The 26,082-nt window shown below is 65.9% G+C and carries 23 protein-coding genes; 21 read left to right on the forward strand and 2 right to left on the reverse strand.

Annotation, left to right across the window (positions count from 1 at the left end):
- The first annotated feature begins 3 nt into the window (after positions 1-3).
- From DWF74_RS15370 to DWF74_RS15445, 16 genes are all read left to right on the forward strand, one after another.
- Positions 4-780: an ABC transporter permease gene (locus tag DWF74_RS15370; RefSeq protein WP_115581236.1), complete on the forward strand. Its 777-nt coding sequence runs from the start codon at positions 4-6 to the stop codon at positions 778-780.
- Complete coding sequence (locus DWF74_RS15375; protein ID WP_374704515.1) at positions 777-1,544, forward strand: SDR family oxidoreductase; 768 nt, start codon at positions 777-779, stop codon at positions 1,542-1,544. Before DWF74_RS15370 ends, DWF74_RS15375 begins: the two co-directional genes overlap by 4 nt.
- A gap of 12 nt (positions 1,545-1,556) precedes the next feature.
- The gene (locus tag DWF74_RS15380) at positions 1,557-2,093 is read left to right on the forward strand and encodes a cupin domain-containing protein (RefSeq protein ID WP_060845001.1); all 537 of its coding nucleotides are present in this window, start codon (positions 1,557-1,559) and stop codon (positions 2,091-2,093) included.
- A 4-nt stretch (positions 2,094-2,097) separates the two neighbouring features.
- Entirely contained in the window at positions 2,098-2,976 is an 879-nt protein-coding gene (locus tag DWF74_RS15385; protein ID WP_102862339.1) for an alpha/beta fold hydrolase, read from the forward strand.
- On the forward strand, positions 2,973-3,806 hold the full coding sequence (locus DWF74_RS15390; protein ID WP_102862340.1) for an IclR family transcriptional regulator: 834 nt from the start codon (positions 2,973-2,975) through the stop codon (positions 3,804-3,806). Before DWF74_RS15385 ends, DWF74_RS15390 begins: the two co-directional genes overlap by 4 nt.
- A gap of 1 nt (position 3,807) precedes the next feature.
- Entirely contained in the window at positions 3,808-4,605 is a 798-nt protein-coding gene (locus DWF74_RS15395; RefSeq protein WP_102862341.1) for an SDR family oxidoreductase, read from the forward strand.
- Positions 4,598-6,280: a thiamine pyrophosphate-binding protein gene (locus DWF74_RS15400; protein WP_115581237.1), complete on the forward strand. Its 1,683-nt coding sequence runs from the start codon at positions 4,598-4,600 to the stop codon at positions 6,278-6,280. The genes DWF74_RS15395 and DWF74_RS15400 overlap by 8 nt, the downstream gene beginning before the upstream one ends.
- Positions 6,281-6,290: 10 nt before the next feature.
- Positions 6,291-7,094 (forward strand): aspartate dehydrogenase, encoded by an 804-nt coding sequence (locus tag DWF74_RS15405; protein ID WP_115581238.1) that lies wholly within the window; start codon positions 6,291-6,293, stop codon positions 7,092-7,094.
- A 106-nt stretch (positions 7,095-7,200) separates the two neighbouring features.
- Positions 7,201-8,697, forward strand: coding sequence for an aldehyde dehydrogenase (locus DWF74_RS15410; protein ID WP_115581239.1), 1,497 nt, complete (start codon positions 7,201-7,203; stop codon positions 8,695-8,697).
- The gene (locus tag DWF74_RS15415; RefSeq protein ID WP_102862345.1) at positions 8,694-9,659 is read left to right on the forward strand and encodes a VOC family protein; all 966 of its coding nucleotides are present in this window, start codon (positions 8,694-8,696) and stop codon (positions 9,657-9,659) included. Before DWF74_RS15410 ends, DWF74_RS15415 begins: the two co-directional genes overlap by 4 nt.
- 27 nt (positions 9,660-9,686) lie before the next feature.
- The gene (locus DWF74_RS15420) at positions 9,687-9,914 is read left to right on the forward strand and encodes a recombinase-like helix-turn-helix domain-containing protein (RefSeq protein ID WP_102862346.1); all 228 of its coding nucleotides are present in this window, start codon (positions 9,687-9,689) and stop codon (positions 9,912-9,914) included.
- A gap of 21 nt (positions 9,915-9,935) precedes the next feature.
- The gene (locus DWF74_RS15425) at positions 9,936-10,970 is read left to right on the forward strand and encodes an aromatic ring-hydroxylating oxygenase subunit alpha (protein ID WP_115581240.1); all 1,035 of its coding nucleotides are present in this window, start codon (positions 9,936-9,938) and stop codon (positions 10,968-10,970) included.
- A gap of 58 nt (positions 10,971-11,028) precedes the next feature.
- Positions 11,029-11,988 carry a PDR/VanB family oxidoreductase gene (locus DWF74_RS15430; RefSeq protein WP_115581241.1) on the forward strand — a complete coding sequence of 320 codons (960 nt, stop codon included), beginning with the start codon at positions 11,029-11,031 and terminating at the stop codon, positions 11,986-11,988.
- Between the two features lie 324 nt (positions 11,989-12,312).
- The gene (locus DWF74_RS15435) at positions 12,313-13,542 is read left to right on the forward strand and encodes a hypothetical protein (RefSeq protein ID WP_115581242.1); all 1,230 of its coding nucleotides are present in this window, start codon (positions 12,313-12,315) and stop codon (positions 13,540-13,542) included.
- A 448-nt stretch (positions 13,543-13,990) separates the two neighbouring features.
- Positions 13,991-15,430, forward strand: coding sequence for an alanine/glycine:cation symporter family protein (locus tag DWF74_RS15440; protein ID WP_115581243.1), 1,440 nt, complete (start codon positions 13,991-13,993; stop codon positions 15,428-15,430).
- Between the two features lie 104 nt (positions 15,431-15,534).
- Positions 15,535-16,536: an asparaginase gene (locus DWF74_RS15445; protein ID WP_115581244.1), complete on the forward strand. Its 1,002-nt coding sequence runs from the start codon at positions 15,535-15,537 to the stop codon at positions 16,534-16,536.
- 72 nt (positions 16,537-16,608) lie between these two features.
- Here DWF74_RS15445 and DWF74_RS15450 read toward each other — a convergent pair whose 3' ends face one another.
- Positions 16,609-17,154: a hypothetical protein gene (locus tag DWF74_RS15450; protein WP_041120452.1), complete on the reverse strand. Its 546-nt coding sequence runs from the start codon at positions 17,152-17,154 to the stop codon at positions 16,609-16,611.
- A gap of 197 nt (positions 17,155-17,351) precedes the next feature.
- Here DWF74_RS15450 and DWF74_RS15455 point away from each other — a divergent pair, with 197 nt between their 5' ends.
- From DWF74_RS15455 to DWF74_RS15475, 5 genes are all read left to right on the forward strand, one after another.
- Positions 17,352-18,344 (forward strand): AraC family transcriptional regulator, encoded by a 993-nt coding sequence (locus DWF74_RS15455; RefSeq protein ID WP_102862353.1) that lies wholly within the window; start codon positions 17,352-17,354, stop codon positions 18,342-18,344.
- A 71-nt stretch (positions 18,345-18,415) separates the two neighbouring features.
- The gene (locus DWF74_RS15460; RefSeq protein WP_115581245.1) at positions 18,416-20,338 is read left to right on the forward strand and encodes an ankyrin repeat domain-containing protein; all 1,923 of its coding nucleotides are present in this window, start codon (positions 18,416-18,418) and stop codon (positions 20,336-20,338) included.
- A gap of 101 nt (positions 20,339-20,439) precedes the next feature.
- Complete coding sequence (locus tag DWF74_RS15465; RefSeq protein ID WP_430757457.1) at positions 20,440-22,362, forward strand: ankyrin repeat domain-containing protein; 1,923 nt, start codon at positions 20,440-20,442, stop codon at positions 22,360-22,362.
- 163 nt (positions 22,363-22,525) lie between these two features.
- Positions 22,526-23,557 carry a histone deacetylase family protein gene (locus tag DWF74_RS15470; protein WP_115581246.1) on the forward strand — a complete coding sequence of 344 codons (1,032 nt, stop codon included), beginning with the start codon at positions 22,526-22,528 and terminating at the stop codon, positions 23,555-23,557.
- 12 nt (positions 23,558-23,569) lie between these two features.
- Positions 23,570-24,670 (forward strand): polyamine ABC transporter substrate-binding protein, encoded by a 1,101-nt coding sequence (locus DWF74_RS15475; RefSeq protein ID WP_102862356.1) that lies wholly within the window; start codon positions 23,570-23,572, stop codon positions 24,668-24,670.
- Positions 24,671-24,840: 170 nt separating this feature from the next.
- Here the strand turns inward: DWF74_RS15475 and DWF74_RS15480 are convergent, their stop codons facing one another.
- Positions 24,841-26,052, reverse strand: coding sequence for a YeeE/YedE family protein (locus DWF74_RS15480; RefSeq protein WP_115581247.1), 1,212 nt, complete (start codon positions 26,050-26,052; stop codon positions 24,841-24,843).
- Positions 26,053-26,082: the final 30 nt, after the last annotated feature.

The following is a 26,082-nucleotide window of genomic DNA, read 5'->3' on the forward strand; positions in this document are numbered from 1 at the left end:
CGGATGAAAACCCTCAATCACTCCGTGCTCGGCAGCGCCGCGCTGCTGCTGGTGTTCCTGCTGCTCTGGCAGTGGGGCCCGGGCCTGCTGGGCATGCCGGAATTTGTCATGCCCAAGCTCAGCCGCGTGGCCCAGGAAAGCCTGATCATGTGGCAGACCGGCAACCTCTGGCAGCACACCCTGGTCACCGCCCTGGAAATCATCGTCGGCTTCGCCCTCGGCGCCTTCCTGGGCCTGACCATCGGCGTGTCCCTGGGCCTGTCGCCCACCGCCGAGGCGGTGCTCTCGCCCTACATCCTGGCCTTGCAGATCGCGCCGAAGGTGGCCTTCGCCCCGCTGTTCGTGATGTGGCTGGGCTACACCGTCTACCCGAAGATCCTGATCGCCATCCTGATCGTGTTCTTCCCGGTGATGATCAACGTGCTGTCGGCGATCCGCACCGTGGACCCGGACATGATCAATCTGGTGCGCACCATGAGCGCCAGCCGCTGGCAGATCTTCCGCCTGGTGGAGTTTCCCTCGGCCATGGCCGCGCTGTTCTCCGGCCTGCGCATCGCCTCGACCCTGGCGGTGATCGGGGTCACGGTGGGCGAGCTGGTGGGCGGCAACCAGGGCCTGGGCTTCCTCCTGGTGGACGCCGAGGGCCAGGGCAACACCGCCGGGGTGTTCGTCGCCATCGTCATGCTGACGCTGATCGGGGTGATCGCCTACGGCGCCGTGGTCTGGGCGGAAAAACGCGTCCTGCACTACCTGCCCAAAGCCATGTTGAGTAGCCAATGATGAACACCCCAAACGATCTGCTGCGGGACCGTCGGGTCCTGATTACCGGTGGCGCCCGTGGCCTGGGCTACGCCTTCGCCGAAGCCATCGCCCGCGCCGGAGCCCGGGTGGTGATTGCCGATGTGCTGGAGCAGCGGGTGCAACAGGCCGCCGTCGACCTGCGCCACCAGGGCCTGGATGTCCGCGCCCTGAGCCTGGACTTGGCGAACCCCGACGCCATCGACGCTTGTATCAACGCCGCCGTGGAGCTGCTGGGTGGCCTCGACGGCCTGGTGAACAACGCCTCGATAACCCATTCCGGGGGCAAGAGCTGCGAGCAACTGACCCTGGAAACCTGGGATCAGGTGATGCAGGTCAACGTGCGCGGCACCTGGCTGATGACCAAGGGCTGCCTGCCGGCCCTGCGCGCCAGCGGGCGCGGGGCCATCGTCAACCTGGCCTCGGACACGCCGCTGTGGGGCGCGCCGAACCTGTTGGCCTATGTCGCCAGCAAGGGCGCGATCATCGCCATGACCCGCAGCCTGGCGCGGGAGCTGGGCGGCGACGGGATCACCGTCAACGCCATCGCCCCGGGCCTGGTGCAAGTGGAAGCCACCGCCTACGTACCCGAGGCGCGCCATCGCCTGTACCTGGAACAGCGCGCCCTGCAACGCCCGCAACTGCCCGAGGACGTCAGCGGCGCGGTGCTGTTCGCCCTGTCCGACCTTGCCCGTTTCATCACTGGACAAACCCTGCCGGTCAACGGCGGGTTCGTCATGCCCTGAATGGAGACTGCCATGACCGATCTATCCGCCAACTCGCAAGCCAAAAGCTGGGAACGCCCGGCCGGGGCCAGCCTGGAAAGCTGGATGAACACGCGCATCGCCCGCTACGCAACCCGCCAGTACGACTGGGATGCGCTGAAGTTCCAGGCCGACTACGACCCCAAGTACCGCCGCGCGCAGATGCGCTACATCGGCACCGGCGGCACCGGAGTCAGCAACGACAGCAACACCGTCCCGGCCGAGCACTTCACCTTTTCCACCATGGTCATCCCCGCCGGCCACGAAGGCCCGTCGCACCTGCACATTGATGTGGAGGAAGTGTTCTTCGTCCTGCGCGGCAGGCTCAAGCTGGTGCTGGAAAAGGACGGCGAGCGCTTTGAAACCATCCTCAACGAACGTGACCTGGTGTCGGTGCCGCCGGGGGTGTACCGCGAGGAGATCAACATAGGCGATGAAGACGCGCTGATGTGCGTGATGCTCGGCGCGAAGAAGCCGATCACCCCGACTTACCCGCCAGAGCACCCTCTGGCTTCGATCAAGCGCGGGTAAGGCCATGTTCCCAGGCCTCTCTCAACCGGCAGCGACGGCGGACCTGAAAGCCCAGCTGGCCCGGGACTTTCCCCAGCGCCTGGTGACGGCCAGCGGTGGCCGCCAGGCCCTGCGTGAAGGCGGCGCGGGGCCGGCGCTGGTGCTGCTGCACGGCATCGGCTCCGGGGCGGCCTCCTGGCTGGAAGTCGCACAGCACCTGGCGCCCAAGGCCCGGGTCATTGCCTGGGACGCGCCCGGCTACGGTGACTCCAGCCCGCTGGAACCCCCCGCGCCGAAAGCCGAGCACTACGCCGCCCGGCTGCTGCAGATGCTCGATGCGCTGCAGATCGAGCAATGCGTGCTGGTGGGGCACTCCCTGGGCGCGTTGCCGGCCCTGGCCCTGGCTCGCAGCACCCAGGCCCGGCGGGTCAGCCGCTTGCTGCTGATCAGCCCGGCCCGGGGCTACGGCGCGCCAGCGCTGGCCGAGCAGGGCCGGCAGGTGCGTCAACAACGCCTGGACACGCTAGAGCGCCTGGGCATCGCCGGCCTGGCCGAACAGCGCAGCGCCCAGATGCTCTCGCCCTCCGCCACGCCCCAGGCCCTGGCCTGGGTGCGCTGGAACATGGCGCGGCTGAACCCTGCCGGGTATCGCCAGGCCATCGAGCTGCTGTGCGGCGACGATCTGCTGCGCCATGGCCCACCCGGCATGCCCTGCGAAGTGCATTGCGGCGCAGCCGACCGCATCACCCCGGCCGAGGGTTGCCGGACCCTGGCCAAGGCGCTGGGCGCGCGCTTCAACCTGATCGCCGACGCGGGCCACGCCAGCCCCGTCGAACAACCGCTGGTGGTGGCGGGCCGCCTGGCCTGCGCCATCGAAGAATCCCTGACAGGTAGACCCCTATGAACGACGCCGATCCGCTGAAGGACCCTCAGGACAAATACATAGTCCCGGGCCTGGAACGGGGCCTGTTGCTGCTGTGCGAGTTCAGCCGCAGCAACCGCACCCTCACTGCCCCGGAGCTGGCCCGGCGCCTGGCCCTGCCGCGCTCGACCATCTTCCGTCTGCTGACCACCCTGGAAACCATGGGTTTCGTCACCCGCAGCGGCAATGAATACCGCCTGGGCATGTCGGTGCTGCGCCTGGGCTTCGAATACCTGGCGTCGCTGGAGCTCACCGAGCTGGGCCAGCCACTGCTGGCGCGGCTGTGCGACCGCCTCAACTACCCGAGCAACCTGGTGGTGCGCGACGGTCGCTCGATCGTCTACGTGGCCAAGGTTTCGCCACCTTCGGTGTTCTCCAGCGCGGTCAGTGTCGGCACCCGCCTGCCGGCCCACGCCACGGTGCTCGGCCGCGTGCTGCTGGGGGATTTGTCCCTGGCCGAGCTGCGCGAGCTGTACCCGGAGGAACACCTGGAACAGCACTCCCCCAGCACGCCAAACACCGTGATGGCGCTGTTCGACATGGTCCAGGCCGACCGCCAGCGCGGCTTTGTCAGCGGCGAAGGGTTCTTCGAGCCGAGCATTTCCACGGTGGCGGCCCCGGTGCGTGATCAGAGCGGCAGCATCGTCGCCGCCTTAGGAGTGACCATCGCCACCGCCCAGGTCGGCCACATCAACTACAACGAACTGCTGCTGCAGGTACGCCGCAGCGCCGACGAGCTGTCGCGCCTGCTCAACTACAACAGCGCCGCCCACAACGGGCTGCCGCGGGTCACCGCCTTGATGAGGGATTGAAATGAGCCTTTATCAACTGCAAGGCCGCACGGCCATCGTCACTGGCGGCTCCTCGGGCATCGGCCTGGCCTGCGTCGAACTGCTGCTGCAGGCTGGCGCCAAGGTGGCCTTCTGTGGCCGCGATCCGGGCCGCCTGCAAGCGGCGGAACACAGCCTGCGCGAACGTTTCCCCGAGGCGCAGCTGCTGGCGCGGGTCTGCGATGTGCTCGATGCCGACGCCATGGAAGCCTTCGCCAGCGCCAGCCTGAAAGCCCTGGGCCCGGCCAGCGTACTGGTCAACAACGCCGGGCAAGGCCGGGTGTCGACCTTCGCCGACACCAGCGCCGCGGCCTGGAGCGAAGAGTTCAACCTCAAGTTGTTCTCGGTGATCAACCCGGTGCACGCCTTCAAGCCCCAGCTCGATGGCCAGCCCGCAGCGGCAATCGTCTGCGTCAACTCGCTGCTGGCGCGCCAGCCAGAACCACACATGGTGGCCACGTCCGCGGCCCGCGCCGGGGTGCTGAATCTGGTGCGCTCATTGGCCAGCGAGTTCGCCGCCGATGGCATCCGGGTCAACGGCATCCTCTTGGGCCTGGTGGAGTCTGGGCAATGGCGCCGGCGCTTCGAAGCCCGGGAGGAGCGCCACCTCGACTGGATGCAGTGGACCGCCCAACTGGCCCAGCGCAAACAGATTCCCCTGGGACGCCTGGGCCTGCCGATCGAGGCAGCTCAAGCCATCCTGTTCCTGGCCTCGCCTCTAAGCGCTTACACCACGGGCAGCCATATCGATGTTTCCGGAGGCCTCTGCCGCCATGCGTAATGAACCAATGGTCACCGTCGGAGCGGTCATCACCGCCTTTCTCGAACAGTGCGACGTCAAGGCCGCCTTTGGCGTGATCTCGATCCACAACATGCCGATCCTCGATGCCTTCGCGGTGCGCGGCAATATCCGCTTCGTCATGGCCCGGGGCGAAGCCGGGGCGGCCAACATGGCCGACGCCTATGCCCGGGCCAGCGGCGGCCTGGGGGTGTGCCTGACCTCCACCGGCACCGCGGCAGGCAATGCCGCCGGCGCCCTGGTCGAAGCCTTGACCGCCGGCACGCCCTTGCTGCACCTGACCGGGCAGATCGAAACCCCCTACCTGGACCAGGAACTGGCCTACATCCACGAAGCCCGGGACCAGCTGAGCATGCTCAAGGCGGTGTCCAAAGCGGCCTTCCGGGTGCGCAGCGTGGAAACCGCCCTGAGTACCCTGAAGCTGGCGGTGCAGACCGCCCTGACCGCGCCCAGCGGGCCGGTGAGTGTGGAAATCCCCATCGACATCCAGTCGACCCTGATCCCCATGCCCACGGACCTCTCGCCCTTGCCAGTGGCCGTGGCGGTGCCCGCCGCCGAGGCCCTGGACCAACTGGCCGAACGCCTGGCGCAAGCCCGTCGGCCGCTGCTCTGGCTGGGCGGCGGGGCGCGGCACGCCGGGCCTCAGGGCAAGCGCTTGATGGACCTGGGGCTGGGGATCATCACCTCGACCCAGGGCCGGGGCGTGGTCAACGAGGACGATGAACGCTGCCTTGGCGCCTTCTCGCAGAACAAACAGGTCGAGCAGTTCCTGCAAAGCTGCGACGCGCTGCTGATCGCCGGCTCACGCCTGCGCAGCAACGAGACCTTCAAGTACAGCCTGAAGCTGCCCCACAACACGTTGCGCATCGACGCCAACCCGGCCATCGAAGGCCGCAGCTACCCCAGCGAGCTGTTTGTCTGTGGCGATGCCGCCCTGGCCCTGGAAGGCCTGGCCGACCGCCTTGAAGGACGCCTGCACGGCGACCCGGAGTTCCTCGCTGAACTCAAGACGGTGCGCGCCGCCTCGCGCCAGCAGTTGCTGGCGGACCTGGGGCCCTACTCGGCCATGGTCGAGCAGTTGCAGACCCACACTGGCCGCGACTTCACCTGGGTGCGCGACGTGACCCTGTCCAACAGCCTCTGGGGCAACCGCCTGCTGACCCTCTATCACCCGCGCTGCGGCATCCACGCCCTGGGCGGCGGTATCGGCCAGGGCCTGGCCATGGGCATCGGCGCCGCCGTTGCCGCAGCGGTCAATGCGCCGCAGCGCAAGGTCTTTGCCCTGGCCGGCGACGGCGGTTTCATCCTCAACCTGGGTGAGCTGGCGACCCTGGTCCAGGAGCGCGTCAACCTGGTGATCCTGCTGATGAACGACCAGCGCTACGGGGTCATCCGCAACATCCAGGACGCGGTCTACGGCAGCCGTCACTGCTACGTCGACCTGCACACACCGGACTACAGCAAGCTCGCCGAATCCATTGGCCTGCGTCACGGCCGGGTCAGCGACCTCAAGGATTTCGGCGCCCTGCTGGACCGCGCCCAGAGCGAGCCCGGCCCCTTCCTGCTGGAGGTGGACATGCTCAGCGTCGGCAACTTCGCCACCGCGTTCGCCGGGCCGCCCAACAGCGAAACCCAAGCCCAGAAAGCCAATGCCTGAGGAATGCGCCATGTTGCACATCACCATGATCGGCTGCGGGGCCATTGGCCTCGGCGTACTGGAACTGCTGGAACAGGACCGGCAACTGCGGGTGGACCGGGTAATCGTTTCGCCCGGCTCCGAAGCCGCCGCCCGTCAGCGCCTGGCCCGCTTGCAGCATCCACCCCAGGTGCTCAGCGCCCTGCCAGCCGAGGCTCGGCCCGACCTGCTGCTGGAATGCGCCGGCCACCAGGCCCTGGAGGAACACGTACTGCCCGCGCTGGAACGGGGCATCGCCTGCCTGATCGTCTCGGTGGGCGCGCTCTCGCAGCCGGGCCTGGTGGAGCGCCTGGAAGCCGCGGCCGAGCGCGGCCGAACCCGTATCGAGCTGCTGCCGGGGGCCATCGGCGGCATCGACGCGCTGTCGGCGGCCAAGGTCGGCGGCCTGGACTCGGTGGACTACACCGGGCGCAAACCGGCCCGGGCCTGGAAAAACACCCCTGGCGAACAGGCCTGCGACCTGGAGCGCATCAGCCAAGCCACGGTGATTTTCCAGGGCAGCGCCCGTGAAGCCGCGCGGCTGTACCCGAGGAACGCCAACGTCGCCGCCACCCTGTCCCTGGCCGGGATCGGCCTGGACCGAACCCGGGTGACGCTGATCGCCGACCCCCACAGTGACGAGAACGTCCACCAGTTCCAGGCCCGAGGTGCCTTTGGCGGCTTTGAACTGAGCCTGCGGGGCAAGCCGTTGGCGGCCAATCCCAAGACGTCGGCACTGACCGTCTACAGCGTGATCCGGGCCCTGGGCAACCACGCCCACGGCCTATCCATATGAGTAAGAGCAGCGCCAAGCGTTGAGCTACAAGCGGCAAGTCAAAGCGCACGCAGCGCTCTTGCCGTCACTTGTAGCTTGCGGCTTGCAGCTTGCAGCTGAGGTTTTTATGAACGTCGAGCAGTCGTTACCCATTTGCATTGCCGGTGATTGGCGCCTGGGCCGTGGAGCCCGCTATGCCAGCCGCTACCCCGCCACCAACGAGGTGGTGGCCTGGCTCAATGCCGCCGATCTGCAGGATGTCGAGGAGGCGGTGCAGGGCGCCCACCAGGCGTTTCTGCACAGCGGCTGGGCCCAGCGCCAACCCCATGAGCGGGCGGCGGTGCTGCTGCGCATCGCCGGGCTGATCCGTGAGCGCAGCGAGGAGCTGGCGCAGTTGCAACGCCAGGACAACGGCAAGCCGATCAATGAAACCCGGGCTCTGGTGGCCAGTGCGGCTGCGACCTTTCAGTTCTTCGCCGCCGCCTGCGAAACCCTGGAAGAAACCATCACCCCATCCCGGGGGGATTTCGTCAGCATGAGCGTCTACGAACCCATGGGCGTGATCGCCGCGATCACCCCCTGGAATTCGCCCATCGCCAGTGAGGCGCAGAAGATCGCGCCGGCCCTGGCGGCCGGCAATGCGGTGGTGGTCAAACCGGCGGAAATCACCCCGCTGCTGGCCCTGCAGCTGGCGCGCATCTGTGACGACGCCGGGCTGCCCAAGGGGCTGGTCAGCGTGCTGCCGGGCAAGGGCTCGCTGCTGGGGGACGCCCTGACCCGCCATCCCCTGGTGAAAAAGGTCTCGTTCACCGGTGGCACCCGCACTGGCAAGCACATCGCCCACATCGCCGCCGACAAGATGATGCCGGTGTCCCTGGAGCTGGGCGGCAAGTCGCCGACCATCGTGCTCGACGACGCCGACCTCGACCACGCCGTGGCCGGGGTGCTGTACGGCATCTTCAGTTCCTCGGGCGAGGCCTGTATCGCCGGGTCGCGGCTGTTTGTCGCCCGGCGCCTGTACCAGCCGTTCATGGACCGACTGGTGGACGCGGCGAGCCGGCTGCGGGTCGGCGACCCGGCGCACGAGCGCACCCAGATGGGACCGCTGATCAGCGCCGAGCACCGTGAGTCGGTAGAGCGCTATGTGGCCCTGGGCCTGGCCGCCGGCGGCTGCCTGCGCCTGGGCGGTGAGCGCTTGCGCGGCGCGGCCTACGAGCGGGGTTTCTACTACCCGCCGACCATCCTGGAAGGACTCGGCAACCAGCAGCAGGTGTGCCAGGAGGAGATCTTCGGCCCAGTGCTGGTGGCCCTGCCCTTCGAGGATGAAGCGCAGTTGCTGGAACAGGCCAACGACAGCCTGTATGCCCTCGCGGCCGGGATCTGGAGCCGCGACTACAAGCGCGCCTGGGCCCTGGGCCGCAAGCTCCAGGCCGGCACGGTGTGGATCAACACCTACAAACAGTTCTCGATTTCCACCCCCTTCGGCGGCTGGCGCGACAGCGGCCTGGGCCGGGAAAAGGGCCGCCTGGGGATCCTGCAGTACATGGAACAGAAGAGCCTCTACTGGGGCATGAATTCACAACCACTGGCCTGGGCCGGTCTGGGCAACGAGGTAGCGCAATGAGTGTTCTGGGCATTGATGAAGTCACTTACGGCGTCGAGGACCTCGACACCTGCGTGCGGTTTTTCCGCGACTGGGGCCTGCAGCAGGTCAGCGCCCGGGCGGATGAGGTGGTCTTTGAAACCCTCAACGGCTGTCGCGTGGTGCTGGCGGACCTGAACCGTCCCGGCCTGCCGCCGGCGATCGAAGCTGGTTCCACGGTGCGCGAAGTGGTCTGGGGCGTGGAAAACGCCGCCGACCTGGCGTTGTACCGCCAGCGCATCGCCAGCGACCCGGGTTTCGTCGAAGCCGACGGGTATATCGGCTGCACCGACCCCAACGGTCTGGCCATCCGCTTGCAGGTGACCCGCAAGCGCGCCCTGGACATCGAGTGCAGTGGCCACAACACCTGGCAGACCAAGGGCCGGATCAACAAGCCGGCGCCGATCTACGAACGCGCCACACCGATCGAGGTCGGCCACGTGGTGTTTTTCGTCAAGGACGTGAACGCCTGCGAAGCCTTCTACAGCGAGCGCTTCGACTTCCAGGCCTCGGACCGCTACCCGGATCGTGGGGCCTTTTTGCGCAGCGCCGAGGAAGGCGGCCATCACGACCTGTTCATGCTGCAACTGCCGGCGCCGCGGGCCGGACTCAACCATGTGGCCTTCACCGTGCGCGATGTGCATGAGGTGTTTGGCGGCGGCATGCACATTTCCCGTTGCGGCTGGAGCACGGAAATCGGCCCGGGCCGGCACCCGGTGTCGTCGGCGTTCTTCTGGTACTTCAAGAACCCCGCCGGGGCCCTGGTGGAGTACTACGCCGACGAGGACCAACTGACCGGGCAATGGCAGCCCCGCAGCTTCGAGCCCGGGCCCACGGTGTTCGCCGAATGGGCGATTGCCGGTGGCATCGACGGCCACACCCGGCGCCAGCCACACGTCGAGGCGCCCCAGGGCAAATTTCTCACTGATAAACCCAAAGCCTGAGCAGCCCCCGTAAAGGAGACCCATGACATGACCGCCCGCGCACCCTATCTGGAGCCGCATCAGGCTCGTAAACGTCCCAGTACGCCCTTCGAGGATCTGCTGGGCGACGCCATCGAACGTGCCTTCGGCAACGGCATCAGCGAACTGCCGGCCCTGCTGGCGCACCTCGACCAGGCAGGCCCACCCTGCCCGCTGACCCATGGCAAGTGGACGGCGGATGCCTATAAGACCCTCATGGCTCGATTGGGCGAATGACCCGTCGGAGGACAATAAGAAATGAACCTGCAACTGACCGTCGATCCTGTTGAGCAACACCTGGCCAATGGCCTGAAAGACCTGTGGTTTCCCGTGCTGCCGTCGGAGCACCTGGGGGACAAGCCCGTGTCCATCCGCCGCCTGGGCTACAAGATCGCCCTGTGGCGCGACAACGATGGCCGCGTCCATGCCCTGGAGGACCACTGCCCGCACCGTGGCGCGCCACTGTCCCAGGGCCCGGTGCTGGGCGATCGCCTGCAATGCCCTTATCACGGCATCGAAGTGCGCTGCGACGGCACCGTGCTCAAGGTGCCCGGCAGCCCCGGGTGCAAGCTTGAAGGCAGCCGGCCGACGCGGATGTTCCATACCCGTGAAGCGGCCGGGGCGATCTTCCTGTTCAACGCCAGCGATCCCCATCTGGAGCAGGCGCCGGAGTTGGTGCTGCCGGAGCAACTGACTGATCCCGAATGGAGCCACTTCCTCTGCTACACCGAGTGGCAAGGCGACTACCGCTATGTGCTGGACAACGTCATGGACCCGATGCACGGCACCTATCTGCACAAGATGTCCCACTCGATGAGCGAAGGCGAGGCCACCGCGCGCTTCGTCACCCGCGACACCGACCAGGGCTTTTTCTTCGAGAAGGAAGGCCAACGCGGGGTCAACTTCGACTGGACCGAATTCCTCGACAACGGCTGCCACTGGCTGCGCCTGGAAATTCCCTACCCGAAAACCGGCGGCCCGGGAGGCAACTTCACCATCATCGGCAGTTACACCCCCAGCAGTCGCGCCCTGGCGGCGGTGTTCCACTGGCGCTGCCGGCCGCTGACCGGCTGGCAGCGCGACACCTGGCGGTTCCTCTACAAGAACCGCCTGGAAGCGCGTCACTGGGCAGTGCTGGAGCAGGACCGGGTGCTGCTGGAGTTCATGGAGGCTGACGCCAACCAGCGGGAGAACCTCTACCAGCACGACCTGGGAGTGGTGCGTCTGCGGCGCTACTTGAAGAACGCCGCCAAGGCCCAGCTGGAACTGATCGACGCCAAGCAACTGGCGTGAACCTGACCGGCAGGGGTCGGCTCGACCCCTGCCGGCGCTGTCTTGAAAGAGGTGAATGATGGGCACATCCCCGCTCCTCACGGCCCGTGTGCAAAGCCTGCACTATGAAGCCGAGGGCATCATCAGCGTCGAACTGCGGCCCTTGGGCGACACCCGGTTCCCGGACTTCGAGGCCGGCGCCCATATCGATTTGCACCTGGCCAACGGCCTGGTGCGCAGCTATTCGCTGCTCAATGCCCCTGGCGATCCGGGGCATTACCGGGTGGGCATCCTGCGTGATCGCAACAGTCGCGGCGGCTCGGAGTACGTCCATAGCCAGCTGCGGGTGGGCATGGCGTTGTCGATCTCGGCGCCGCGTAACAACTTTGCCCTCGATCTGGCTGCCGAGCACAGCGTGCTGGTAGCCGGCGGCATCGGCATCACGCCGATCTACTGCATGTTCCGCCAACTGCTGGCCCTGGGAAAATCCGCCGAGCTGATCTACTGCGCCCGCTCGCGCCAGGAAGCGGCGCTGGTGGCCAGCCTCGACAGCCTCGGAGCCCCGGTGCGTTACCACTTCAACGACGAGCAGGGCCTGCCGCCGGATCTGGGGGACTACCTGACCGGCTACCCCGGCGACACCCATTTCTATTGCTGTGGCCCGACGCCGATGCTCGATGCCTTTGAAAGCACCTGTGAACGCCTGGGCTACGTTCACAGCCATGTCGAGCGCTTCAGCGCCGGCGAAATCGCGGCCAGCGCCGACGCCCGGAGCCACTACAGCGTGGAGCTGAAAAGGTCGGGACGGACCCTGGCAGTGGCCCCAGGCCTGAGCCTGTTACAGGTGCTGCTGGAGGCCGGTTGCGACATCGACCACAGCTGCCGCGAAGGGGTTTGCGGCTCCTGCGAGACCCGGGTCCTGGAAGGCGAGGTTGACCACCGCGACGGGGTCCTGAGCAAGGCCGAACGGGCGGCCAACCGTTCGATGATGGTCTGTGTCTCAGGCTGCAAGAGCCAGCGCCTGGTGCTGGATCTGTAAACCTCGCTGTTGCAGGAATTGGGGCCGGTCCTGGGGATCGGCCTTTTTTGCCCGCCTCTTTGCCGGCAGCCCGGCTCCTGATCACGCCGCCCATCGGTTCGCCCATAAAACACCCTGCCCGCGTAATACCCCCAAGGTGCAATAAAGACGCACCGGGCAAGGCCCCCTGTTACCTCTGTAACCCGCTGTTCCAAGGGTTGTACAAGGGAGCCTTGTTTCTCATATAAACCATTGATTTAAAAGTATTTTTTCATAATAAAGCAGCGTGGCGACTGGCATGGTTTCTGCTCTTGCCCTCCTCAATTCATTAAGGAGGAGATCAAGATGAAGCGTCACGCCCTGGGTGCCAGCCTGCTAGTGATCAGTTGCGCCGGTTTCGCCGTTGAGCCGGTGCCTTCCGAACCGGTGCGCGCCAACGCCGCCAACAAGCCATTCCCGCATGTTTCCTGGCGCAGCACGGACGGTGACAGCAGCCTGGACATCGGCGGCGCCCTGCGCCTGAATTATCGCGACGAGCATTGGCAGACCACGGAAAACAACGGCCGCCTGCTGTTCGACACCTTCCGCCTGGATATCCAGGCCAGCCACAAACAGTTCTATGGCGACCTGGGCTACTGGTTCCAGGATGACGGCAAGCGCGCCATCGACCGGGGCTTCGTCGGCTATCGGCTGAACAGTCAATCGACCCTGCAACTGGGAGCGCCCTTCAAACCCTTTGGCCTGGAGCCCTACCCGCAATTTGGCTGGAGCTATCACATCCCGTTTTTTCTCGGCTACGGCTCCAGCAGCGCCAGTGGCTTGAAGTACAGCCACAAGGACCAAGGCTGGGATGTGCAACTGGCGTACTTCCCGCGGATGCTGCCCAGTGACCTTCGTTTCTCACCAGAGGTCGGCCGCTACGCCGACCTCAAGGACAATGCCATCGCCGCCGTGCAATCGCGCCAAGACAACGAAAAACGCAACCAGGTCAACGCCCGGCTGGCCAGGACCTTCAGCGTCGACGACTGGAAGACCGAGCTTGGCGTGTCGCTCGCCACCGCCCAGCTGTACAACGCCAGCACCCGGGACAACGGCGACTACTGGGCCGCGGGGCTGCACGCGGTGATCAATCATGGTCCCTGGACCCTGACCAGCCAGGCCATCCGCTACCAGTTCGACCCGCAAAACCCCAATGGCGTCAGCAAGCATTCGGTGTTGATGGGCGGCAACGGCCTGACCCCGGCCTACCTGATCGCCTCCCGGGCCAGCGTGGCCTCGCTGAACCTGGGGTACGACATCGACACTCCTGGGCTTGGGCAACTCAAGCGGATCAAGCTGTACAACGACTACAGCCACATGCGCAAAGACCAACAAGGTTGGGACGACTCGCAGATGTACACCGTTGGCGCGCAGTTCCTGGCACTGCCGGTGATGGCCTGGCTGGACCTGACCTGGGCCAGGAACGCCAACCCTTACGGCGGTGCCGAGAATGGCAGCGGCTTCACCAGCACCACCTCCAGCGGCAGCAACCAGTGGTATTACCGGACCAATATCAACATCGGCTACTACTTCTGATCCCACGCTCCGTAGAAGCCGGCTGGCCGGCGAACAGGGCTTCAAGACGGACACCGCTCAAGCGGCCCCCTTCGCTGGCCAGCCAGCGCCTGCGGTTGGCAGGGGGCTCGCGGAGATGATACGGGCCCCTTGGAGCCTCTGTTCGCGGGATTTTCCGGGCAGGACAAGAACCGTTTCAGCCCACCGCCGGCACTGCCGTTCCTCGGCTCGACACGCAACATGCAGACGGCGAGCCCGCGCACCGGTATAGTGCGCCCCCTCTTCACGTGGACAGCCGTCGGTAACGAGGCTCAACCCCACGGGAAACCCGAACTAATAACAACCCGCGAAATATAGAACCGGGACGAACGCTCGCCCCACCGCCTTGCCGTGCGTGCAATCAGCGGTGTAACTGAATGTTTCCGTCCGTTCTGCTTTTGCCTACACAAAAAACAGCGAGGAATAATCCATGCTCGAAGTCATCAACGACTTCCTCTCAGGGAAAGTGCTGATCGTGCTCATTGTCGGGCTCGGCAGCTACTTCACGATCCGCTCGCGTTTCGTTCAATTGCGCCACTTCCTCCATATGTTCGCGGTGTTCCGCGACAGCCTGAAAAGCAGCGGCGGCCAGCTCAGCTCGTTCCAGGCGCTGATGCTCAGCCTCGCTGGCCGGGTCGGCGCGGGCAACATCGCCGGCGTCGGCATCGCCGTGACCCTGGGTGGCCCTGGCGCGGTGTTCTGGATGTGGGTGACCGCGCTGGTCGGCATGTCCAGCAGCTTCTTCGAGTGCACCCTGGCCCAGGTCTACAAGCGCGCCGACGGCGACGGCCTGTACCGCGGCGGCCCGGCCTACTACATCCAGCACGGCCTGAAGCTCAAGGGCATGGCGGTGGTGTTCTCGATCCTGCTGCTGGTCACCTACGGCTTCGCCTTCATCGGCCTGCAGTCCTACACCGTGACGCACTCGCTGCAGGACGCCTTTGCCTTTGACCCACGCCACACCGGCATCGTCCTGGCGGTGCTGCTGGCCATCACCTTCATCGGCGGCATCAAGCGCATCGCCGCGGTGTCCGACCTGCTGGTTCCGATCAAGACCCTGGCCTATATCGCCGTGACCCTGTACGTGATCGGCACCCAGATCGAACACGTGCCGGCCATGCTGGAAACCATCATCAAGAGCGCCTTCGGCCTCGACCCGGCCTTCGCTGGCCTGCTGGGCAGCGCCATCGTCATGGGCGTGAAACGTGGCGTGTTCGCCAACGAAGCGGGCCTGGGCAGCGCGCCGAACGTGGCCGCCGTGGCCGCCGTGAAGCACCCGGGCGCCCAGGGCGTGGTCCAGGCCTTCAGCGTGTTCCTCGACACCTTCGTGATCTGCACCTGCACCGCGCTGCTGATCCTGCTGTCGGGCTTCTACACCCCGGGCTTCGAAGGCGACGGCATCGTCCTGACCCAGAACTCGCTGGCCGCCGTGGTCGGTGACTGGGGCCGCCTGTTCGTCAGTGTCGCGCTGTCGTTGTTCGTCTTCACCTGCATCCTCTACAACTACTACCTGGGCGAGAACAGCCTGCAGTTCCTCACCCGCAACCGCACTGTGTTGATGCTGTTCCGCGGCCTGGTGCTGGCGCTGGTGGTCTGGGGTTCGATGCAGGACCTTACAACCGTGTTCGCCTTCGCCGACATCACCATGACCTGCCTGGCCTTCGTCAACCTGGTGGCCCTGGCCATGCTGTTCAAGGTCGGCCTGCGGGTGATGCGCGACTACGACGAGCAGCGCCGCGCCGGTGTCGACCAGCCGGTGTTCGACTCGCGCAAGTTCGCCGATCTGGACCTGGACCTGAAGGCCTGGCCTGCCGAATCTTCGGCCGCCGCCCAGGCCGAGCCGCAAGGCGTGCCCGCAGCGCAACGCTGACGGGTGAACGACGGGCGCATCCTCTGCACCCGTCGGTTACAGTGCGATAAATGTGCGAGCGGGCTTGCCCGCTCCCACAGGAACTCACCGTTTCGGAGAATCCCATGAACCCTTCGACCTACCCTGCCGCCCAGCACGTCATGGTGCTCTACACCGGTGGCACCATCGGCATGCAGGCCAGCGCCGACGGCCTGGCCCCGGCGTCCGGTTTCGACGTGCGCATGCGCGCCTACCTCGACAGCCAGCCCGAACTGGTGGTGCCGGCCTGGCGCTTTCGCGAGATGGCGCCGCTGATCGACAGCGCCAACATGACCCCCGACTACTGGCAGCGCCTGCGTGCAGCGGTGGTCGAAGCCGTGGATCAGGGTTGCGACAGCGTGCTGATCCTCCACGGCACCGACACCCTGGCCTACAGCGCCGCCGCCATGAGCTTCCAGTTGCTGGGGCTGCCGGCGCGGGTGCTGTTCACCGGCTCGATGCTGCCGGCCGGTGTGCCTGACAGCGACGCCTGGGAAAACCTCAGTGGCGCCCTGTTGGCCCTGGGCCAGGGCCTGGCACCGGGGGTGCACCTGTACTTCCACGGCGAACTGCTGGCGCCGACCCGCTGCGCGAAAATCCGCAGTTTCGGCCGTCACCCGTTCGCCGCCCTGCAACGCAATGGCGGCGGCGCAAAGGCCGAAGCGATTCCGTCGGCGCTGGACTACCGCCAGGCCAAGCAACTGGCCAAGGTCGGCGTGCTGCCGCTGTTCCCCGGCATCGGCGCCGAGCTGCTGGACGGCGTGCTCGACAGCGGCATCCAGGCCCTGGTCCTGGAATGCTTCGGCAGCGGCACCGGGCCCAGCGACAACCCGGCGTTCCTGGCCAGTCTCAAGCGCGCACAGGAGCAAGGCATCGTCGTGGTGGCGGTGACCCAGTGCCATGAAGGCGGTGTGGAACTGGACATCTACGAAGCCGGCAGCCGCCTGCGCGGCGTGGGCGTGCTATCTGGTGGCGGCATGACTCGCGAAGCGGCGTTCGGCAAGCTCAATGCGCTGCTCGGTGCCGGGCTGGAAAGCGCCGAAGTGCGGCGCCTGGTCGAACTCGATCTGTGTGGCGAGTTGAGCTGAAGCTCGCGCTCGGGAGCCGGTGGCTACTGCGATAGCTGCCGGCTCGACGACGAGCAGAGGGTGGCTGTCAGGTTACTTTTTGACCGAGTAATCCTGGCCCCAGACCCGCACCGAACTCGAGCTCTCGATCGGCCCTTCAAACACGAACTTCTGCCGCACTGCCGCCTTGGCCGGGATGGTGACTTCGTCCGGGTTGTCGAGGCTGACAGTCAGATTGTTGGCGTAACCGTCCTGGTCGATCGCCAGCAGGGCGCCGGTCTGCTTGAGGTTGATCAGTCGCAACTGGCTGTCGCTGCTGTTCTTGAAACCCAGGGTGACGTTGAAGCTGTCGCCGACGGCTTCGGTTTTCAATACCTGGACATCGACGCGGCCTTTCATTTGCTCACGGGAGGAAATGATCGAGGCACCGTCGACGCCTTGCGCCGATTGGCGACCGTCGAGCACACCTTCGCTGACGCCGCCCAAGAGGTTCTTGCCTGCCGAAATGGCTGATGAGACGGCTGACTTGGCAGAGTCCTTGATGGTGCTTTCGCTGCCTGGCTCAGCCTCGGCCAGGCACAGCGAACTCAGGAGCAAGCCGGAGACCAGAAGCAGGGAACGCGCAGGGATGAGGGTCATACATAGTCCTTTATCGAGGTTGCTGCACCGCCACTTCAGGCGATGAATGGCAGGCAGGTTGACCAATCAAAGCGCCAAGTCACTAGCCACACAACGCTCGGAATGCCCCATGCAGCGGGCCGGCAAACCGCAGGTCTGATCGCGGGCGGCATGCAACTTGCTCCGATTAAGGGTCTTCCCCTGGCTGGAATCTGCGCATGCTGCACTCGCACCTCACCACCCTCAACGCCGTTTCCCTGGTGCTCAACACCTTCAAGGAACAGGGCCAGGACAGTGAAGCCCTGTTGGCCGGCAGCGGGATAAACCCCGCCGACCTGAGCCGCGCCGATACCCGCATCACCACCAATCAAGAGATGCTGGTGTGCGCCAATGCCGTGGCCCTGCAACGGGATATCGGCCTGGAACTGGGCCGGCGCATGCACGTTTCCTCTTACGGCATGCTCGGCTATGCCCTGCTCACCAGTGCCACCTTAGGTGACGCTTTGCGCCTGGCCATGCGCTATCCGGCGCTGTTGGGAACACTTTTCGAACTGAGCCTGGAAGCCGACGGCCCGCGCATCTGGTTCACCGCCGCCGGCTACCGCGAAAGCCCGGCCCTGGCGGCGTTCAATACCGAGTTCTGCCTGGTGTCGCTGAAGGTCATCTGCGACGACTTGCTGGGCCACCCCCTGCCGCTGCTGGGGGCGCGCTTCGATTACCCGGCACCGGACTATCAACAGCGCTACCGCGAAGCCTTCGACTGTCCGCTGCAGTTCAACGCCCGCAGCAACGCCTTCGCCTTCGACCAGCAATGGCTCGAACACCCCCTGCCCCTGGCGGATGCCATCACTCACCAGGCCATGGCCGAGCGTTGCCGCAAACAGAACACCGAGTTCACCGGGCGCCAGGCCTGGCTCGGGCGCATCCGCCAGCTGCTGGCAGCGCAACTGGACGCCGCGCCGGGGCTGGAAGGGCTGGCGGAACAGATGAACTGCTCGGCCCGGACCCTGCGCCGCCACCTGCGCGACCTGGGCTGCAGCTATCAGGAGCTGCTGGACGAGCTGCGCTTCGAGCGGGCCAAGCAAATGCTCTGCGAAGACCAGATGCCCATCTACCGGATTGCCGAAGCCCTGGGCTTCAGCGAGACCGCGAGCTTTCGCCATGCCTTCATCCGCTGGAGCGGTGTGGCGCCGAGCCAGTTCCGGCCCTGAGACAAACCCCGGCATAAAGACGCCGATTGCATTACATTGCCGAGCTTTGAAACCGGCAAGGGACTGCAAGCTTGAACCCAATCACAGGCGCCATCGCCCGGCGCATCGGTATTCGCGGGGGGTGCCTGGCGCTGGTGCTGCTAGCCGGCCTCCCCCTCGCCCAGGCCTTCGAGCTGTCCAAAATCCGCTGGTGGGAAATGCAGAGCGAGATCCTCCTGGACGATCCGGAAACCGCCACGCTGCAACTCGAACCCTTTGCCCTGCCCGGGCTGGCCCAGGCGCCGGCCCGAGTGATCCTCAGCCAATACCACGGCCTGTTCTATCTCAATGGCTATGCGGATGGGCAGTACCGGCAGCGAGTCTACAAGTCGCCGCCCCTGCCGCTGTTCAACGCCCAGGAACTACAGGCCTGCGTGCCCGAGCAGCGACCCGTTGGGGCCACGGACAACTGGCCGTCGAGCAAGCAGCTGGCATCCGCCCTGAGCCTGACCAAACTGAGTTTCGACTGCCAGAGCCCAGGCTGGGAGTTGAGCAATCGCTATCTGCTGGTGGACAGCCGCGATCCTCAGCGGCCGTTGCTGGCCATCGGTCAGCGCCAGGGCGAGGCACAAATCGACTTCACCCCGCAGCAACCGATCACCCCCGAACTGCAGCAGCAATGGCTGCAAGCCCTGCAGAAGTACCCGAAGCTGCTGGAACCCTTTGACGCCAGCAGCGGCCAGCTGCGCGTCAAGCCCTATGCGCCGCCGCCCAGCGCGGAGCAGGTCTGGACAGAATTTCGCCAGCTGCACACGCAATTGCGCGATGCCAAAGACAAGGCTCCGGGCATCGCCCGGGTGGAAGAGTTCTTCAGCCGTCATGACTTTCGCGCGATCGCCCCCGAGCGCAGTACCTACCCGGGCCTGCTCAACGACATCGCCTATTGGGCCACCGAGGCCGGCCAGTTGCAGAGCGCCCGACCGTGGCTGGCGTACGTGCTGCGTCGCGACCCTGGGCGCATGCCGACCTACCTCAATCTGGCGGACCTGGATTGGCGCCTGTACCAACAGCAGCCCGCAGACACCCGGCACCGGGGCCGGGCCATGGAGAACTATCGGCTGTATTGCGGGCTACGCCTGCAACGCCAGCTTGGGGTCCCCGCCAGGGTCACCCAGCGCCTGGGCCTTGAGGCCCCCAGCGAACCGGCCTGCCAAAGCGCCTGGCCGCTGGTGACAGCGGTGGACCAGGGTGACGCGGGCGAAGTCCGGCGCCTGCTGGAGAGCGGCCTGAGCGGCGACGTGATCGCCGCCGATGGGCGCCCGGCGCTGTTGCACGCCCTGGATAAACCCGACCTGGACATCGCCCGGCTGTTGCTGGCCCATGGCGCTCGTCCACAGGGTCAGTACAACGGCCGCACCCAGGTGGTCCTGGCCATGCGCCGCGACCTCAAGGACAACCCCGACCTGAACCAGGCCAAGCGCCTGAACTTCCTGCTGCAGGCCGGTGCCGCCATCGATGAGCAGGATGCCCAGGGCGGCACCGCGCTGCAGGAAATGGCGAAAAACCGCGAGGACATCGAGCGCTTCAACTGGCTGCTGCAACACCCCCAGGACCTCGACAAGCGCAGCGGGCCAGACGCGGTAACCGCGCTGTTCCTGGCGCTCAAGGGCGGCAACTACGCCGCCGCCCGGCAACTGGTGGAAGCCGGCGCCAACCTCAACCTGAGCTACGGCCGCGATTCCTGCGCACAGCAGCCGATTCGCGAAAGCCTGCTGATGATCGTCGCCGAACAGGGCTCGCCCGAGGTCATCAATCCCTGGGTCAGCCAGCAAGAGAGCCTGGACATGTTCACCCTGCTGCTGGAAAAAGGCGCCGACCCCAACCTCGGCCGCTACTGCAAGAACAACGGCTACACCTGGCTGCTGGAGATCATGGCCCGGCGCAAGCGCGACGACATGCTCAAGGTGCTGCAAAGCTTTGCGCCGCCACCGCCGGCGACGGCGTTTCGCCTTTGAGGCGTGGCGCCGAACCCGCTGAGCCCCCTGAAACAAAGCCCGGCACAACGGCGCCGATTGCATTACATTGCCGAGCTTTCTACCGGCAAGGGACTGCACACGTGAACCTATTGACCGCCATCGCCCGGCGCATCGGCATTCGCGGGCTCGGCTTGGCACTGGCGCTGCTGGCTGGCGCACCCGCCGCCCAGGCCTTCGACCTGGACCTGGGCGCGATCAAATGGTCGGGAATGGCTCGCTACTTCGTCATCGACTACCCGGAAACCGCCACCCTGCAGCTCAAGCCGTTCCCCGTGCCGGGCCTGGAGCGAGTGCCGGCGCGGATCATCCTGACCCAGTACCGCGGGCTGTTCTACCTCAACGCCTATCAGGACCTGAAGTACCAGCAGCGGGTCTACAAATCGCCGCCCATGGCCCTGTTCAGCCCCGAAGAACTGCGGGCCTGTGCGGCCCCGGAGTATCCGGTGCCAGTCGCCGACAACTGGCCCACGAGCAATACCCTGGACACCGGCATCACCCTGACCTCGCTCGACTTCAAGTGCCAGGAGCCCAGCGATTGGCAACTCAGCCGACGCTACCTGCTGATCGACCAGCGCGATCCGCAGCGCCCGCTGCTGGCGATCAGTCACCGCCGGGACCTGACCCAGATGGAGTTCACCCCGCTGCAACCCATCAGCGATGAAACCGGGCGCCAGTGGTTACAGGCCCTGGAGACATTCCCGCCGTGGTTCCGCCCTTTCACCCAAGACAGCGGGCCGATCACCGTCAACGCCTTTGTGCCAGCGCCAGCCTCGAACCCGGACAGCATCTGGAAAGAATTCCGCGCGCTGCACGAACAACTGCGCACCGCCAAGGACAAGCAACCGGGCATCAACCGGGTGGAGGACTTCTTCGTCACCCGTGACTTTCGCAGCATCGCCACCGAGCGCCGTGAATACGCCGGCCTGCTCAACGACATCGCCTACTGGACCAGCGAAGCCGGGCACCTGAGAACCGCCCGCCCCTGGCTCAAGGAAGTGCTGCGCCGTGACCCCGGGCGCATGCCGACCTACCTCAACCTGGCGGACCTGGACTGGGCGATCTACCAACAACGCACGCAGGACAACATCCACCAGGGCCGGGCCATCGAGGGTTATCGGGTGTATTGCGGCCTGCGCCTGAAACGCCAGATGAGCATCCCGCCCCGGGTCCTTCAGCGCCTGGGCCTGAACGCCGCCAACCCCCGGGACTGCCAGGCCTTCTGGCCGCTGGTGGACGCGGTGGATGCCGGCGACCTGAGCGAAGTGCAGCGCCTGCTGGCCAGTGGCATCAGCGGCGAGGTCATGGCCGACGATGGTCGCAGCGCCTTGCTGCATGCCCTGGACGCCCCCCGCCTGGACATCGCCCGGCTGCTGCTGGAGCACGGCGCCCACACCCGCGGCCTGTACAACTGGACCACCCTGGCGACCCTGGCCATGCGCCGCGATCTGGGCGACAGCCCCGACCTGAGCCTGGGCGGACGCCTGAAGTTCCTCATCGAGGCCGGTGTCGCCCTCGACGAACCCGACAGCCAGGGCGTGACGCCCCTGATGCAGATGGCCGAGAACAAGCGCAGCCTGCAAGGCTTCACTTGGCTGCTGCAACACCCGCAAAACCTCGACCGGCGCAGAACCGACAATGGTGAAACCGTGCTGTATCGGGCGTTCTCGGGCAACAACTACGAAGCCGTACGACAACTGATAGCCGCTGGTGCCAACCTCAACCTGAGCTACGGCCGTGGCACCTGCTACAACCAGCCCGTCAGCGAGAGCCTGCTGACCCTGGTGGCCGACAAGACTTCCGCCGACGACAAGGCGCCCTACGTCAGCCAGCAGGACACCCTGGAGCTGTTCACCCTGCTGCTGGAAAAAGGCGCCGATCCCAATGTCGGCCAGCACTGCGAGAAAAAGGGCTACGCGCTGTTGCTGGAAGCCATCGCCCGGAACAAACGCGAGGACATGCTCAGAGTGCTGCAGCGCTACGTTCCCGCCCCGCCGGCCGGCTGAACCCCGTGGCGCCCCGCAATGGGGCGCCGCGCCTCTTTAAGGGGCGAATTTCGGTCAAACACTTTGGCCAGATCAATCCCCTTTTGGCCGCTCCTGCCGTTCTCCGAAACCCCGCGCCCCGCAAGACTGTGATCCACCGAATCAGCCTGCGGAGAACAAGAAAATGCTGACGATCTACTCGGACGATCACCACCTGCACCACGGCCGTTGTGAACTTATCGACGGGCAATTGATGCCCTGCTTTGAAATGCCTTCCCGGGCCGACCATGTGCTGGACCGGGTGAAGTACCGCAACCTTGGCCCGGTAGAGGCGCCCAAGGACTTCGGCCTGGGGCCCATCGAACGCGTCCACAGCCGGGCCTACCTGGACTTCTTCAAAGGCGCCTGGGAGCGCTGGGCGGCACAGGGCATCGACGGCGACCTGCTGCCCTACACCTGGCCGGCGCGCACCCTGCGCAGCGTGATTCCCACCAGCCTCCACGGCCAGCTCGGCTACTACAGCTTCGACGGCGGCGCGCCGATCACCGCCGGCACCTGGCAGGCGGCCTACAGCGCGGCGCAAGTGGCCCTCACCGCCCAGGCGGTGATCCAGCGCGGTGCCCGCAGTGCCTTTGCCCTGTGCCGGCCACCAGGACACCACGCCGCCAGCGATCTGATGGGCGGCTACTGCTACCTGAACAACGCGGCCATCGCCGCCCAGGCCTTCCTCGACCAGGGCCACAAGAAAGTCGCGATCCTCGACGTCGACTACCACCACGGCAACGGCACCCAGTCGATCTTCTACGCACGCAGCGACGTGCTCTTCACCTCGATCCACGGCCACCCGGAAGCCGAGTTCCCGTTCTTCCTGGGCTATGCCGACGAAAGCGGCGAAGGCGCCGGGGAAGGCTTCAACTTCAACTACCCGCTGGCCGCCGGCAGCGGCTGGGATGTGTGGAGCGCAGCCCTGGAGCAGGCCTGCAACCAGATCCACAGCTATGACGCCGACATCATCGTGGTGTCCCTGGGCGTGGACACTTTCAAGGACGACCCGATCTCGCAATTCAAACTCGACAGCCCGGATTACCTGGCCATGGGCAAGCGCATCGCCGCCCTCGGCAAGCCGACGCTGTTCGTCATGGAAGGCGGTTACGCGGTAGAGGAAATCGGCATCAACGCCGTGAACGTTCTCGAAGGTTTTCAAAGCGCCCAGTGAGGGACTCGCATCATGCAAAGACTCAAACGCTTAATGGTTCCCGCCCTGTGCGCCAGCCTGCTGGGCACCGCCGCCCACGCCGAGGAACGCACGCTGCGGGTGTACAACTGGTTCGACTACATCACCCCCAAGGCCCTGGAAGATTTCAAGGCGCAGAACAGTCAGGTGAAGCTGGTCTACGACATCTTCGACACCAACGAAGCCCTGGAAGCCAAGCTGCTGACCGGCAACTCCGGGTATGACGTGGTGGTGCCGTCCAACGTGTTCCTGGCCAAGCAGATCGAGGCCGGGGTGTTCCAGCCCCTGGACCGCAGCAAGCTGCCCAACTGGAACCACCTGGACCCCAAGCTGATGAAGCTGATCGAGGCCAACGACCCGGGCAACCAGTTCGCCGTGCCCTACATGTACGGCACCATCCTGATCGGCTTCAACCCGGACAAGGTCAAGGCCGCCCTCGGCGACAAGGCCCCAGTGGACAGTTGGGACCTGATCTTCAAGGAAGAGAACATCAGCAAGCTCAAGCAGTGCGGCGTGGCCCTGCTGGATTCGCCTTCGGAGATCCTGCCCCTGGCCCTGCAGCACCTGGGCCTGGACCCCAACAGCAAGAAGCCGGCGGACTACGAGAAAGCTGAAGCGCTGCTGATGAAGATCCGCCCGTACATCACCTACTTCCATTCGTCCAAGTACATGGCCGATATCGCCAACGGCGACATCTGCGTGGCCGTGGGCTACTCGGGGAGCTTCTCCCAGGCCGCCAACCGCGCCAAGGAAGCCAAGAACGGCGTGACCGTGGACATGCGCCTGCCCAAGGAAGGCGCGCCGATCTGGTTCGACATGCTGGCGGTCCCTAAAGGCGCCAAGAACCCGGAAGATGCCTACACCTTCATCAACTACCTGCTGCAACCCCAGGTGATCGCCCCGGTCAGCGACTTTGTCGGTTACCCCAACCCGAACAAGGACGCCACCGGACTGGTGGACCCTTCGATCCGCAACAACCCCAATCTGTATCCGACGGAAGCGGCGATGAGCACCCTGTACACCCTGCAACCGCTGCCCCGTGATGCAGAGCGGGCGCGGACCCGGGCCTGGACCAAGATCAAGTCCGGAACCTGACCCTCATCCAGGACGGGAACCGCGCGCCCTGTGGCGAGCGAGCTTGCTCGCGCTGGATGGCGCAGCAAGCCCAAGAGCGGTTTCCCGGTTCTGCCTGATACACCGCAACCGTCGGCGTTACGAGCGCGGCGCGGCCGAGCGGGAGCAAGCTCCCTCGCCACGAAAAGTGGTTAGCAGCCGCTGAGGCCTTGGGGGCTGCGCTCTGCGGCGAAGAACCAGGGCCGCAGACGCACGCCGACGCCGTTGCCGATAAAGGCCGCCACAAGCCACAGCCAGCCATGCAGGCTGCCGGAGGCGATGCCGCTGAAGTAGGCGCCGATGTTGCAGCCATAGGCCAGGCGCGAACCGTAGCCCAGCAGCAGCCCGCCAATCACCGCCGCCACCAGGGAACGGGTGGGGATTCTCAGGTTGGGGGCAAAACGTCCCGCCAGTCCCGCTGCCAGCAAGGCCCCCAGGACGATGCCGATGTCCATGACGCTGGTGATGTCCTGCCACACCGGGGCCGCCAGGGCCTTGGCGTTTGCCGCGCCCTGCCAGAACACCCAACTGCCCACGTCCACGCCCAAGCCACTGGCGACTTTCGCGCCCCACAGGGCAAAGGCCGAGGTGATGCCCCACGGGCGCCCGGCCAGGGCCAGGGTGGCGAAGTTGAGCAACGCCAGGGCCACCGCGCCCCAGACCAGCGGCCAGGGGCCGCGCAGCAGGCGGCGCCAGCCCTGGTGCTGGCTGGCGACCGGGGCTTCGAGGCTGCCGTAGCGGCGTTTTTCCAGGGTCTGGGTGAGCAAGGCGATCAGCGCGAACAGGCACAGGCTCAAGCCCAGGGCCGGGCCGACGCCGAAGCTCTGGACGATGGAGATCGGTGGCAGCGACGGCAAGGCAAACCACCAATCCACATGATGGGTGGCAATCAGCGAGCCGCAGATGAAGAACGCCAGGGTCACCAGCATCCGCGCATTGCCGCCGCCGACGGTGAACAGGGTGCCCGAGGCGCAACCGCCCCCCAGTTGCATGCCGATGCCGAAAATGAAGGCACCGAAGATCACCGACACCCCGGCCGGCGCCACCAGCCCCACCACCGGCTGGCCGAACAGGCTGCCCGCCCCCAACGCCGGGAAGAACAGCAACACCGCCAGGGCCAGCATGACCATCTGCGCGCGCAGGCCAGCACCGCGCCGATCGCGGATAAACACCCGCCAGGCCGAGGTGAAACCGAAGGCGGCGTGGTACAGGGTGAGCCCCAGGGCGGCACCCAGCAGTAACAGCAGCACCTGTCGCGCCCCCACCTGGGTCTGCAGGAACAGGGCACCGCCCACCAGGAGCAACAAGGCGAACAGCGGAGCGCCGAACTTGCGTTCAGGCGCCAGGGAGAGGGTCTGGCTCATGAGGGCTCTCGGGCAGGAAAAGGCCCGCGA

The organism is Pseudomonas protegens (genome assembly GCF_003363755.1).
GTDB classification, from domain to species: domain Bacteria; phylum Pseudomonadota; class Gammaproteobacteria; order Pseudomonadales; family Pseudomonadaceae; genus Aquipseudomonas; species Aquipseudomonas danubii.